Here is a 12,675-nt window from a genome sequence, read left to right as displayed (position 1 = left end):
CTCCCCCGAAAGCGTTCGGGGCAGGAGGTCACTGGAAATGTTGAAAATAGTACGGGCCTATAGCTCAGTTGGTTAGAGCTTCTGACTCATAATCAGGAGGTCCCTGGTTCGAGCCCAGGTGGGCCCACTCCAAACCGCTTAGTGTTTCTAAGCGGTTTTTTCTTTTTAGAATATGGGAAAGTCTTTTGTTTACATTCTTTATTCAAATAAACTGGATAGGTTTTATACAGGAATAACCACTCTTACTGTGGAAGAGAGATTCAGTAGTCACATTCAGAAGCGTTACGGAAAACTTAATTTTACCCAAAAAGCGGATGACTGGCAAATATTCTGGTACTTAGAATGCAGCTCATTCAAACAAGCACGGAATGTTGAGCTACATATCAAAAAAATGAAATCAAAAGTTTATATCCAGAACCTTAAAAAGTATCCTGAAATTGGTTGCAAATTATTATCAAAATACAAAATCATCTGATTCCCCCGATGGCTATCGGGGCAGGAGGTCCCTGTGCCGATAGCTATCGGCAGAGCCCAGGAGGTCCCACTCCAAACCGCTTAGTGTTTCTAAGCGGTTTTTTCTTTTTAGAATATGGGAAAGTCTTTTGTTTACATTCTTTATTCAAATAAACTGGATAGGTTTTATACAGGAATAACCACTCTTACTGTGGAAGAGAGATTCAGTAGTCACATTCAGAAGCGTTACGGAAAACTTAATTTTACCCAAAAAGCAAAGGCATGGACAAACTGAAATCTGCCTATGACACGACCTGTGGTTCGGGATCCCTCTTGCTCCTAGTAGCCAAGGAAGCCGATGTCATTCCGTATGCCACCAAACCCCGACAGGGGTTGAATTATAGGAGCATCCATCCCTGAAGAATTCAACTCCTCGGGAGTTGGTTTGATCATTCCGTATCCGAACTTTATCCCCGAGTTCTCCCGCGGGGATAATTACCTTCGGTAGTCAACTCCTTTGCGTTTTGGCCGCAGAGATGGTTGCAGTAACATTCCATTTCCATCGAAACCCTATCCCAGTTAATCCCAATGCCGAAGATTAGCATTTTCCAATGCATCATTGACGGATGAAAGGATACCGCTGTCCAAGTTGTGTGCCCTTTCTACCGGTATGCCAACCGTCTCATAGGTCTGGTAGCATTCGTTAACATACCATATTTTTTGGCTAAGATTCTTGAATGGTAACCACGGCATTTGCTGTAATTTTATTTTTTGATTTCAATTTGACGTAGCTCTCTCGAAGCCATGACGTCAGTTTGAAATTTCACCTGTCTTTTATTCCATTGAAATAATCCAACCCGTAAACGCATGTTTAAATCCGCTTTATTTCTTTCAGTGCTTCTATTACTCTCGGTAAATGAGCTTCAGGCCCAGCTCAGGTTTGAAAAAGAGGAATACGCCGCCCGCCGGCAAAAACTCATGGATCGTATCCCCGATGGTATTGCCATCATACGGGGTGCCTCTGAACCCCTTGGCGATGTGGCTTTTACGCAGTACAACAATATGATGTATTTTGCGGGAGTGGAGATTCCCGATGCCATCCTGATCGTGGATGGGGAAAGACGGGAAAGTACCCTGTTTTTTACGATTACCGAGGAACATGCCGATGGGGAAAACATTTCCTTGGACCTGGTCAGGGATCCCGTAAAAATTACGGGAATCGAGCGGTACCTTTCCTACGAGGATTTTTCGCAGACGCTCACCAATCGGTTAACGGCTAGTACGGTCATCTATACGCCCTTTAGTCCGGAGGAGTACATAGGTGAAAACTCCATGGAGAAATTCAATAAGTATAAACGCACGGTTACCGACAACGAATGGGATGGACGACTCACCCGGGAAATGCAGTTTGTTGCCGTATTAAACCAGCGATTTCCCCAAAATAAGGTGGAAAATTGCACGCCTTTTATCTGGGAGCTCCGCAAGATCAAGTCCAAGGCCGAAATTGATGTCATTCGCCAAGCTGCCCAGCTTTCCGTTGCGGCACACAAGGCGGTTATGAAAGCTACCCGACCAGGTGTGGCAGAGCTTAAACTGGCTGCCCTTTTTCAGCAGGTCACCATGTCCGGAGGAGCCAAAGGGCTCGCATTTGGCACCATCATTATGTCCGATAAAAACCACGCCTACGGTCACTACATGCAATATGACCGCATTTTGGGAGAGCAGGACTTCATTATTCTGGATGGAGGAGCCAATATATCCAACTATGCCTCTGACGTTTCCACTACCTTTCCGGCCAATGGAAAATTCTCCGAAACCCAGCGGGAGATCTACGAAATGGGCATGTTTGTGCGACAGATATGTCAAAGTATGTACCGCCCCGGGGTTTCTCTGACGGAGATCGGCAATGCCGTAAAGGCGGAGTTGGAGAAAATGGGGCTCGACACCTCCGACCCCAAGTACAGGCTGTGGATTCGGGACGGTGGATATAACCACAGCATTGGCATGGCGGTGCATGACCGGATGCTGAATTTCGACCGGGGAGAACCCCTACAGGCTGGGTTTGTTTTTGCCTGCGATATCATGGGCAAGGCCGACGATGTCACCGGTATACGGATAGAGGATACCGTGGTGATCACCGAAGATGGTTTTGAAATACTGTCATCCGGATTGCCGCGGACGATCGATGAAATTGAAGCGTTCATGAAAGGCAATTGATCCAAGGTTACACCTAATTTTCCCAGACCATGAGGTTTCTTCGATTTATTCCGCTGTTTTTCCTTATTCATTTGGGCCTTTTTGCCCAAAATGAGGATGTTTACCAAAGACCCATCGCCGTGGAGCCGGACAGGGATTTTGACGCCCTTCATTATCGCATCCAACTGGATATCGATGTGGACGGAAAGCGGTTGACCGGACAAAATACGGTCACGCTAGTGCCACTCCGAAGCGATCTGACACAGGTGACGCTGGATGCGGAATCGCTCGTGGTAAGCGATGTGCTCGACCGTAAGGGTTTTCCGCTTTCGTACAGGCAGAGCGAAGACAAGCTGCATATACAGCTCTCCCGTAGGTATTCGCACGCAGATACGGTAGGCTTTACCATTAAATATTACCTTGAGGAGCAGGTAGGTGGGCTGAAATTTATCGACAAAACGGAAACCAACCCCAAGCAGGTTTCTTCCGATTGCTGGCCCAACAAGGCCCGGCAATGGATTCCCTGCTACGATTATCCACACGATAAAGTAACGCAGGAAATGATCGTAACGGTGGATAATGCCTACAAGGTGCTTTCTAACGGGGAATTGCTGGGCATAAACGTAGATTCGGGTAGGGGAAAACACACCTACCATTGGAAACAAAACCAACCGCACTCCACCTACCTCATCAACCTGAGTATTGCAGATTACCTGGTATTCGAAGACTCCTTGGGGGCATTGCCGGTAAACTATTGGGTATATCCGCGGCACGAGAAGGATGCACAAAGATCCTTTGCCAAGACGCCCTATATGATTGATTTTTTCAACAAACTGTATGGGTACGACTACCCCTGGGAAAAGTACGATCAGGTGGTCTCGGCGCATCAGGGAGGAGGAGCAGAAGCCACCTCGGCATCCCTGCTGGGTGAAGGTGCAGTCACCACAAAACAGGAGGAAATCGACTTTTCGTTTGAGGGAATCCTCGCCCATGAGATTGCCCATCAGTGGTGGGGAGACTTGGTTACCCTGAGAAGCTGGGAGCATTCCTGGATCAATGAGAGTTTTGCCACCTATTCCGACTACCTCTACAAGCGATACGACTGGGGAGAGGATGAGGCCGCCTATGACCTCATAAGGAAGCGAAATGGCTACCTCCGGGAAGCGCATACCCGGTACATGCGGCCGATTGTCTTTAACCGGTACGAAAACCCGGGACAGAACTTTGACAGCCATGCCTATCCCAAAGGCGCTTATGTATTGCATATGCTTCGATATGTGTTGGGTGACGACACCTTTTTCCGCGTAATCAGTGAATTTCTGCACCGGTTTGAATACCAGGCAGTAAGCACCCAGGATTTCATGCAGTGTGTAAAAGACGTCAGCGGCAAAAATATGGACTGGTTTTTTGAGCAGTTTTTGTATCATCCCGGTCATGCCGTATTTGAGGTCTCCAAAAGCTGGAATGCATACACCAAGACACTCGCTATAGAAATCAAGCAAACCCAGGATAAATGGGACCATGTGCCCATTTACACGATCCCTGTCAATCTTGGATTTTACCATTCGAATGGAAAGACGGTCGAAAGGGTGATGTTGAAACAGCGTGTGGAGAAATTTGAATTTAAATTCGATGCAGAGCCCTTGATGGTCCGGTTTGATGATGGCAACCATCTGCTCAAAGAATGGACCTTTAAAAAGTCGGAGGACGAGCTGCTATACCAGGTGAAAAAGGACGACGTAACCGGCAGGCTATGGGCTGTTGACCAACTGAAAGCCTTTCACAGTTCGGCAAAAACCATTCAGGAATGGACCGACCTTGCCACCAACGATCCGTTCTGGGCGGTGCGGGAAGCGGCTGTTCAGCTGCTGTCCGAATTCCACGGAGGCAGTAAAAAGGACTTGTTTTTACAGACCCTTCGGGATAGCAACTCGAAAGTACGGGCAGCATCCGTGAAAGCATTGGGTCAACTGAAGGATCCGGCTATGCTGGGTGACTTCAGAAAGCTATACGACACGGATGAAAGCTACCTGGTCAGGGCACAGGCGCTTATCGCCATCGGTGCCAGCGGCAATACCTCCCAACTGAAATTCTTAAGCGAAGCGGCAAAGGTCAGGTCGCCGCGCAACACACTAAAAGGTGCCGCAGAGCAGGCTATTGAACTGATTAATGGCAAGAAGTGATGGGGATGGCACAGGTTGTTAATTTAACAGGCTTTTGAGATGCTTTCAGAAACCGTGAGAGGAAAAGTAAAGTCGCTGTCCTTGGTGCTTGCGATGTTCGTTTACCAGGTGGTACTGCCATCAAGTACTGTCTATTCCCAATCAAATCCATCGCAATCGCATATCCGATCGGTGGTTCCGGAGAGTACGAAAGCCAGACTAAAGGCAATCTTTGAAGAAAATAGTTTTTCGGTAAAATCGTTCAACGGTCGTTGGCTTCCGGATGGGTCGGGGTATTGTGACCTGGAGCGTCTGCCCGGGCAGGCGTCAATGGCACTCGTGAGCTATGATCTGAAAAGCGGTCAACGCACTGTCCTCCTGTCCGAGGCCAACTTCGAAAGGCAGGGGTATGAAGGAGGGTTTGAGATCAGAAACTACGATTTTTCTACCGATGGGAACAAAATTCTCGTAGCATTGGCCAGTAGGGGTCAAGAAGGGATGCCCGAATTCTGGGTGTATGAACGAAGTACCGGTAGCCTTGAGCAGATTGAAGCCGGAGCCAACCACCAATTTTCACCCGATGGAACCCAAATTCTATATAAAAAGCAGGGAGATTTATACATCAGTAACCTGCTAACAAAGGAAACAACTCAGCTTACCTTTGATGCCGATTCCGAAGTGATTTCTTACCAAAGGGCGGTATGGAGCCCGGATGGTAAAAAAATTGCTTTTGTGCAGGCAGATGAATCGGATGTCCGCATACGGTCATTGTTGGTTCCGGGTGACCCCTCTTATCCTGAGGTCAGAGAACAGCGATTTGCCCGGGTAGCCGGAGCTATATCGAAACTACGGGTAGGTGTGGTGGAAGCTACGGGCAAGGAGACAACCTGGCTATCCATACCCATTCCAACGGAAGGGTTTTACGTGGGAGACCTTGGCTGGGCCGGCAATTCGGAAGAGGTACTAGTAGAAAAAAGAAGCCGCTTTAGAGACAATAGGCAATTTTTACTGGCCAATGTTACCCATGGCAAAATAACCACGATTTTCGAGGAATCGGATCCGCACTGGGTTGTAGCGAGCTACGGGACGAACGGGGGAGTGGATTGGGTCAAAGACTACCGCAATTTTATAGTCCTTACTGAAAAAGACGGCTGGAGACACGCCTATTTGCGTAACCGGGACGGCAAAAATGAACTACTACTGACACCTGGAGCATACGATGTAATCGGGCGCGCTGGTGTAGATGAACGCAACGGATGGTTTTATTTTTATGCGTCACCCGATGCCGGAACCCAGAAGTATTTGTATCGTGTTCGGCTGGATGGCAAAGGAAAGGCGGAGCGGGTAACGCCTATGGATCAGCCGGGAACCCATAACTACTCCATCTCCCCCGATGGCCAATGGGCCTTTCACACACATTCTACTGCAAATACGCCCCCTTTCACCCGGCTTGTCAACCTATCGAATCATCGGGTTGAGCGCATATTAGCGGAAAACAACGAATTGAATGAAAAGGTCAAGGCATTGGGTTCCCGGCAAAAGGAATTCATCCGCCTCGATATTGGCAACGGGGTTGTCATGGATGCATGGATGATAAAGCCTCGGGATTTTGACCCTTCGAAGAAGTACCCTGTATTTGTTTATGTGTATGGTGAACCCCATGGGCAGACCGTAATGGATACCTGGGGACACGCCATGGCCGATTTTCATCGGGTGATTGCCGATCTCGGTTATCTGGTGGTGTCTATGGATAACCGCGGCACCCCAGCCCCTAAAGGATCGGCCTGGCGTAGGGCAGTAGCCGGAAGTTTGGGGCCGCTTTCTACTGAGGAGCAGGCTGCTGGAATCAAGGAACTGGCACGGACTTACTCCTTTGTGGACCCTGACCGAGTCGGGATCTGGGGCTGGAGCGGAGGAGGATCCAATACCCTGAATGCGATGTTTCGTAAGCCCGATGTATACAAGGTCGGAATTGCGGTGGCACCCAAGCCACAACCACACCTGTACAATGCGTGGTTTCAGGAGATCTATATGAAAACACCGGAGGTAAATCCCCAAGGTTATAGGGATTCGGCTCCGATCAATTTCGCGGATGGGCTTGAGGGTAACCTGCTTATCATCCATGGGACAGGGGAAACCAACACCCATCTTGAAATTACCGAGGGACTGGTGGATCGCCTGATCGAACTGGGTAAATCCTTCGATTACATGGCTTATCCCCATCGGGATCATGGACTTAGCGAAGGCAAAGGCACGGCACTGCACATGCGGCTTCACATGGTGAGGTATCTGCTTTCGCATTTACCTCCCGGTGCCCGATAATCCCTATCCCAAAGGCAGCACAGCAATTACCAGCATCGGTTAGCAGATGCCCTTTTCCAACCGGTTGTAATCAATCACTTGGGAGCGAATGGGTGTGACATGAAAGAAAAGGTCAACAATGAAGAGCGCATACCTACTGTTTTTTATCGGGATACTCGCATTTTCCTGTGGGAAAGACCCCGCATTGGATTTTTCTTCCGAGCCGGAGGATCCCATGGTGGATTCCAGGTTTGTCCGATCGGCAGCGGAAGTTCTGGGGGAGGGTAAAAAGCGTTTGTATCAATTGGAAAGGAGTTTATATTGAAAACATCACAAAATCAATTCGTTTTATTTTTTTCAGCATGCCTTGCGCTAGTGGCTTGCGAACCCGTACCTTCCGTGGACCAAGCCCTGGTAGATGGTTTTAAGTATCCAAGCCTGGAGGCCAAGCCCAGGGCATATTGGAACTGGCTAAACGGAGACGTATCCCTCGCCGGGATTACCCGCGATATGGAGGAAGCCAAAAAGACCGGTCTTGGCGGATTGCAGATATGGGATTCGGAAGCGATGAGAAATGCCGATGGATTGGTACCCGTTGGACCACGTTTTCTGGGAGAGGAATCGGTGGAGGCGATACACCACGCGCTCAAGGAGGCCGAACGCCTGGATCTTGATTTAGGGCTGATCTGTGCCAGCGGGTGGAACTCGGGCGGTGACTGGATCACGCCCGAACTGGCGAGCAAGAATCTTTTCCACATCGGGATGCAAATCGAGGGTGGGGGAACGATCCGTAAGCGGTTGCCCTTTCCCGATGTTCCGAAAGAATGCCCCATAGGAACAGACGGATTGCCTCTTTGGTACTTCGATGTGGCGGTGCTGGCCTGGCCACATTCCGACGACAAGCAGATAGGGGATCATTCCGAAGTAGTAGATATTTCCGACAGTTTTCGGAATGGGGAGTTGGTCTGGGAGGCTCCTCCCGGCAAATGGCATATTGAGCGCTTTGTCTGCACCAACAACGGGCAGCAGCTCATTGCCGCCAGTCCAAACTCTAAAGGATATTTCATCGATTTTTTGGATCCCGAGGCTACCCGTTTTCATTTTGAATACATCTTCGCCCAACTGGGCCTGGAAAAAGGAAAAGAAAACCAAACCCGGCTCAAAACCCTGGACGATGATAGCATGGAGCTACATGGAGGCATTCAATGGAGCAAAGGTTTTGCGGATTGGTTTGAAAATCAGCATGGTTACAGTCCTGTCCATTGGCTGCCGGTGTTTTTGGGATGGGATATTGGAGACAAGGATAAGTCGGGCCGGTTTCGCTACGACTACCAAAAGTCGGTCAGCGATTTGCTGATATACAGCCACTACACAACCGGTAGCGAGGTGTGTGAGGAATATGGGGTGCAGTTGGTCGCTGAGGCGGGCGGACCCGGAGCTCCCTTTTGGGAAAGCTGCCCGGTGGATGCGCTGAAGGCCCTGGGCAATGTGCATATCCCCAGAGGGGAATTTTGGCTGGGCAATCCGAGAAACCTGTTTTTGATCAAAGAAATCGCGAGCGCCTCCCATATCTATGGCAAAAAACACGTGGATGCGGAGTCCTGGACTACCTGGCGTCGATGGAGAGACGGACCCTTTACGCTTAAGAGATTGGTGGATAGGGCCTTTGCAGAAGGGTTAAACCGGGTTACCTACCATGTCTTTGCCCATGCCCCGGTAGAAGATGGATTTCCCGGCCGCACCTATCATGCCGGGGTGGATCTGAATCCTCAGGTGAGCTGGTGGTCCAAGGCAGGCCCCTTTATGGATTACTTGGCGCGTTGCAGCCATATGCTGCAGCAGGGCCTGTATGTGGCGGATGTAGCCTATTATTACGGTGACCAAGCTCCCAATTTTTGGCCACTTTATCACAACGTGCCGGACAAGCCCCGCATTGAGGGATTGGGTTCCGGGTATGAATACGATGTGGTCAATTCGGATGTGATTTTGAACCGCATGTCGGTAAAAGACGGGAGGATCGTTTTGCCGGATGGGATGTCCTACCGCATGTTGGTGCTTCCGGACCGCAAGGACATGCCCTTAGAGGTTCTGATGAAGTTGGAGTCACTGGTTGCCGAAGGCGCCACCCTTCTCGGACCCAAGCCATCTGAAGTTCCCGGATTAACAGATTACGCCGAAAGAACCAAGAAGCTGCGGGAGTTGGCAACCTCCATGTGGGGAGATGGGGGAGAAGTGAACCCGTATGGCAAAGGAACCGTGGTATCGGGGTATTCTCCGGAGCAGTGGTTAAAGCGGGAGGGAGTCGCACCGGACTTTGCACCCGAGGATGCGGCCCTAGCATCCAGCTTTGATTTTATTCACCGCGAAACTGCCACCTCCCATATTTATTTTATTCACAACAAGACAGCAAGTCCCCTTCAGGCTACATGTAACTTTCGGGTCAAGAACGCCGCTCCGCAGCTTTGGGATCCGACGGATGGAAGTATGAAAGATCAGTATGTGTTTCAACAGCTTGGGGATATCACAGGCCTGCCTATTTCCCCGGCGCCGGGAGGGTCTACCTTTGTGGTCTTTACCAAAGGCTCATCCCGTCCCGCGCTGCGGACACTCAGCACTGGTAATTCTCTCGATTCGGAGCTCCCGGAGCAAGCGGTAATTCAGGTTAGCGGTCAATCCGCGGTATTGGAATGCTGGCAAAACGGAACCTATACGGCACAGAGCGATCAGGGCAAAGCATTCCAGATGGTCGTTGAAGATATTCCTTTGCCGCAGGAATTGACAGGAACCTGGAAAGTGGAATTCGATCCTGCCTGGGGAGCTCCGGCACAGGTGGACTTTTCCAAGCTCATCTCGTGGACGGAGCACGAAGACCCGGGGATTCGGTACTATTCCGGCAAGGCCACCTATCGCAAGTCCTTCACTTTGCCAAGTGGGGGAATCTCGTCGGGCCAAAAAGTATACCTGGATCTCGGGCAGGTCGGTGAAATAGGAGAGGTGTTTATCAATGGGAAATCAGCCGGCATCCTTTGGAAGCCGCCCTTCCGAACCGATATCACCGCACACCTGGTAGAAGGTGAAAACGAGCTGACTGTAGAGGTGGTAAATTTATGGGTGAACCGCCTTACCGGAGACAAGCAGCTTCCTGCTGCGGAGCGTTTTACCCGAAGCAATATACAGGCGGACGGAGGCACCTGGTTGGCCAACTATTCGGAGTGGAAGGAAGAGCCCGCTGGTCTCTTTGGGCCGGTACGGATCCTTTTTAGTAAAATGGTTACCCTAAAGTAAGCGAAGTGCCTGCCCGCCAAGTACATGTTCCCATCTGCTTAATTACCTAATTCACGAAGCGCTCACCTAACTCAAAAAACGAAAATATCTCATTCAATCAATATGTCTGTAATGTTCAATATTGCAAAGTCTCTGGCGTTTGGGTTTTTCGTACTATGTGTCTGTCAATGTACCAGTCCGGAGATGGGTATTTCAGAAGATGACTTTAAAAGTCCTCCCGTGGCGTATCGGCCTCTGGCCTAAACGGATATGTAGATACCGCCCAGTTGGTCTATGAATTGGAGGAGATGAAAGACAACGCCACTGGGTAACGAAAGAAGCGTCGAGTGCCGCTCACATATGCGGGTGAGCACCTCAATGTGAATGCGACCTGGTGGGGCGGATTTGAAATGGGAGGGATCAAACTGCACGCCCCCATCGACGTGGCGATAAAGGATAACTGCATACACGACGCATTCAAGGGGATGTGGATTGACTGGCAGGCTCAGGGTATCCGCATCTCCGGTAACCTGATGTTTGACAACAGTTGGATGGATATACATTTGGAGGTGAGTCATGGGCCCCCACATCATTGACAACAACCTGTTTTTGTCCGATCTGAATTTATGGAACATGTCTACGGGCAAGTGCGTTTGTGCACAACCTGTACGCCGGTCAGATTTGTAAAGGAGGCTGGAGTGAGCGCTTTACCCCCTTTCATTTTCCGCACTCCACGCAGGTAGCCGGAATCATGACCACCATGGAAGGCGATGACCGCTGGCTGAACAAGGTGTTTTTAATGCGGGCTGCGCCTGAATTCCTATGATTTTGGCGAGGCCATGGTGCCCCAACGGTTATTTGAAGGGGCAGACGGAAATCCGATTTGGTTTGATCGGGATTTTTTGGGCAATGCCTTCGGCGAGATATTTGCTTGCGGGTTCGAGGGTAGGATCGCTACGGATTTTTGGGTCTGGTTTGGAAGTAAGGTCGAAAGTTTTGCAAATCTTACGTCTCACATCTAAGCTCTCATATCTCACATCTAAAGTCTCACATCTCATTTTCTAACAAAAATACCCATTCGGATTCGAAAAATACCCTGATCAGCGTATTTTTTGTATCGGAATTAAACCCTATCTTTATCGAAGGGGATTGGTAGCAAGATTGTCACTTCGTTGAATAATGGACGGAGGAGGATTTGCCAGTTGAGCGACGAAGAAATAATAGGCAACCAAACCAGACCAATCCAACAACTAAATTCGAGAAGGGTCTGGTCAAACCAGACCTATAAGTAAGTTAGCAAACATTTAAAAAAACAGACCATTATGATAGACCCAGAATCTGCAAAAAAATTGGCTGAAGAAGCTACAAAGCTTGCACCAGAAGTTTATAAAGACATAGCAAAGCCTGCTGCAAAAGAAATTGGTGATGTCGCAGGCAGAACTGTCAAAGCATTACTCTCACCAGTTAGGGGAATGTTGTGGGGATGGGAGTTAATTGAAAAGATGGTTGAAGAAGGTGTAAAAAAGAGATTTGAGAAAATTCCTGAAGAAAGACGAAAATCACCTTCACCTGAAATTGCGGTGCCTCTAATGCAAGCTTTGAGTTATACCGCACAAAATGAAACATTACGTGAAATGTACTTGAACCTGCTTGCAAATTCTATGGATACATCTAAGGACAAGGATGTCCATCCTTCTTTTGTTGAAATCATCAAGCAGATGAATAGTTTAGATGCTAAGGTTTTTGACAAACTTAGCATGGAAACAGGATATATTAAGGTCATAAACCCTCACATTTCCATAAAGGGACAAGGAAAAAACTTTATAGATGCCACACCTGAATGGTTTATCGGTTGGAAAATTCATGGTCATGACATATTCGAAATTTCTTCTAGTTTGATACGGTTAAGTAAATTTGGACTAATAGAATTGATGTATGATAGAACAGCGGGTAAAGACGTTTATAACACCCTGAAAACTCATGTAGAACTTACGAACATCTTAGAGAGATATCAAAAAGCTAAACCGGGAATTGACGTTGAAATTACAGCGACAAATAGTGTTCTATATTTAAATGAATATGGAAAGCAGTTTAAGAATGCTTGTAAATAATAAAACGTTTGCTAACAGCACCTACCCAAAAGTGGCGGTTCAGTGGTTAAATCAAGCTTTGTGCTCCTATCAAAGTTTGTGCTTGGTTGACAGTAAAGTGCTTCGAAATCGCCACCTTCGGGTAGCTGCAAACCGTTAGGCTCCAGCAAAAGAACGTTCAAAAGCAATTTGTTATTTAAAATTTTGAT

General features: G+C 48.6%; 12 protein-coding genes and 1 tRNA gene. 12 read left to right on the top strand and 1 reads right to left on the bottom strand.

All coding sequences use genetic code 11. The features are described from left to right. The first annotated feature begins 53 nt into the window (after positions 1-53). From IAQ59_RS21205 to IAQ59_RS21190, 4 genes are all read left to right on the top strand, one after another. Positions 54-127 (top strand) — tRNA-Ile (locus IAQ59_RS21205). 45 nt (positions 128-172) lie between these two features. After that, positions 173-475 carry a GIY-YIG nuclease family protein gene (locus IAQ59_RS22820; RefSeq protein ID WP_209332862.1) on the top strand — a complete coding sequence of 101 codons (303 nt, stop codon included), beginning with the start codon at positions 173-175 and terminating at the stop codon, positions 473-475. 114 nt (positions 476-589) lie between these two features. After that, positions 590-748 carry a GIY-YIG nuclease family protein gene (locus IAQ59_RS22815; RefSeq protein ID WP_209332861.1) on the top strand — a complete coding sequence of 53 codons (159 nt, stop codon included), beginning with the start codon at positions 590-592 and terminating at the stop codon, positions 746-748. Beyond that, on the top strand, positions 736-873 hold the full coding sequence (locus IAQ59_RS21190) for a hypothetical protein (protein WP_209332864.1): 138 nt from the start codon (positions 736-738) through the stop codon (positions 871-873). The genes IAQ59_RS22815 and IAQ59_RS21190 overlap by 13 nt, the downstream gene beginning before the upstream one ends. 159 nt (positions 874-1,032) lie before the next feature. Here IAQ59_RS21190 and IAQ59_RS21185 read toward each other — a convergent pair whose 3' ends face one another. After that, positions 1,033-1,206: a hypothetical protein gene (locus tag IAQ59_RS21185; protein WP_209332860.1), complete on the bottom strand. Its 174-nt coding sequence runs from the start codon at positions 1,204-1,206 to the stop codon at positions 1,033-1,035. 114 nt (positions 1,207-1,320) lie between these two features. Here IAQ59_RS21185 and IAQ59_RS21180 point away from each other — a divergent pair, with 114 nt between their 5' ends. The 8 genes from IAQ59_RS21180 to IAQ59_RS21145 all read left to right on the top strand — a co-directional run bounded on the left by IAQ59_RS21180 (position 1,321) and on the right by IAQ59_RS21145 (position 12,487). Then, complete coding sequence (locus tag IAQ59_RS21180; protein ID WP_209332859.1) at positions 1,321-2,670, top strand: M24 family metallopeptidase; 1,350 nt, start codon at positions 1,321-1,323, stop codon at positions 2,668-2,670. A gap of 29 nt (positions 2,671-2,699) precedes the next feature. Continuing rightward, a complete protein-coding gene (locus tag IAQ59_RS21175) occupies positions 2,700-4,832 on the top strand; it encodes a M1 family metallopeptidase (RefSeq protein WP_209332858.1) in 2,133 nt (710 codons plus the stop codon). A 39-nt stretch (positions 4,833-4,871) separates the two neighbouring features. Continuing rightward, the gene (locus IAQ59_RS21170; protein WP_245189766.1) at positions 4,872-7,133 is read left to right on the top strand and encodes a S9 family peptidase; all 2,262 of its coding nucleotides are present in this window, start codon (positions 4,872-4,874) and stop codon (positions 7,131-7,133) included. Between the two features lie 118 nt (positions 7,134-7,251). After that, positions 7,252-7,437: a hypothetical protein gene (locus tag IAQ59_RS21165; RefSeq protein ID WP_209332857.1), complete on the top strand. Its 186-nt coding sequence runs from the start codon at positions 7,252-7,254 to the stop codon at positions 7,435-7,437. A 74-nt stretch (positions 7,438-7,511) separates the two neighbouring features. Beyond that, complete coding sequence (locus IAQ59_RS21160; RefSeq protein ID WP_209332856.1) at positions 7,512-10,397, top strand: glycosyl hydrolase; 2,886 nt, start codon at positions 7,512-7,514, stop codon at positions 10,395-10,397. A gap of 326 nt (positions 10,398-10,723) precedes the next feature. After that, positions 10,724-10,972, top strand: a complete 249-nt coding sequence (locus IAQ59_RS21155; protein WP_209332855.1) for a hypothetical protein — start codon at positions 10,724-10,726, stop codon at positions 10,970-10,972. A 59-nt stretch (positions 10,973-11,031) separates the two neighbouring features. Next, positions 11,032-11,202, top strand: coding sequence for a hypothetical protein (locus IAQ59_RS21150; protein ID WP_209332854.1), 171 nt, complete (start codon positions 11,032-11,034; stop codon positions 11,200-11,202). A 496-nt stretch (positions 11,203-11,698) separates the two neighbouring features. Further along, positions 11,699-12,487, top strand: coding sequence for a DUF4393 domain-containing protein (locus IAQ59_RS21145; RefSeq protein WP_209332853.1), 789 nt, complete (start codon positions 11,699-11,701; stop codon positions 12,485-12,487). Positions 12,488-12,675: the final 188 nt, after the last annotated feature.

It is taken from the genome of Lunatimonas salinarum, from assembly GCF_017811155.1.
Classification (GTDB): domain Bacteria; phylum Bacteroidota; class Bacteroidia; order Cytophagales; family Cyclobacteriaceae; genus Lunatimonas; species Lunatimonas salinarum.
The sequence above is the reverse complement of the archived record's forward strand: the minus strand, read 5'-3'. Positions and strand labels throughout refer to the sequence as shown.

Excerpts from the sequence above, each read along its gene's own strand:
- IAQ59_RS22820 (WP_209332862.1), top strand. The coding sequence starts at position 173 with ATGGGAAAGTCTTTTGTTTACATTCTTTATTCAAATAAACTGGATAGG.
- IAQ59_RS22815 (WP_209332861.1), top strand. The coding sequence starts at position 590 with ATGGGAAAGTCTTTTGTTTACATTCTTTATTCAAATAAACTGGATAGG.
- IAQ59_RS21190 (WP_209332864.1), top strand. The coding sequence starts at position 736 with ATGGACAAACTGAAATCTGCCTATGACACGACCTGTGGTTCGGGATCC.
- IAQ59_RS21185 (WP_209332860.1), bottom strand. The coding sequence starts at position 1,206 with ATGCCGTGGTTACCATTCAAGAATCTTAGCCAAAAAATATGGTATGTT.
- IAQ59_RS21180 (WP_209332859.1), top strand. The coding sequence starts at position 1,321 with ATGTTTAAATCCGCTTTATTTCTTTCAGTGCTTCTATTACTCTCGGTA.
- IAQ59_RS21175 (WP_209332858.1), top strand. The coding sequence starts at position 2,700 with ATGAGGTTTCTTCGATTTATTCCGCTGTTTTTCCTTATTCATTTGGGC.
- IAQ59_RS21170 (WP_245189766.1), top strand. The coding sequence starts at position 4,872 with ATGCTTTCAGAAACCGTGAGAGGAAAAGTAAAGTCGCTGTCCTTGGTG.
- IAQ59_RS21165 (WP_209332857.1), top strand. The coding sequence starts at position 7,252 with ATGAAGAGCGCATACCTACTGTTTTTTATCGGGATACTCGCATTTTCC.
- IAQ59_RS21145 (WP_209332853.1), top strand. The coding sequence starts at position 11,699 with ATGATAGACCCAGAATCTGCAAAAAAATTGGCTGAAGAAGCTACAAAG.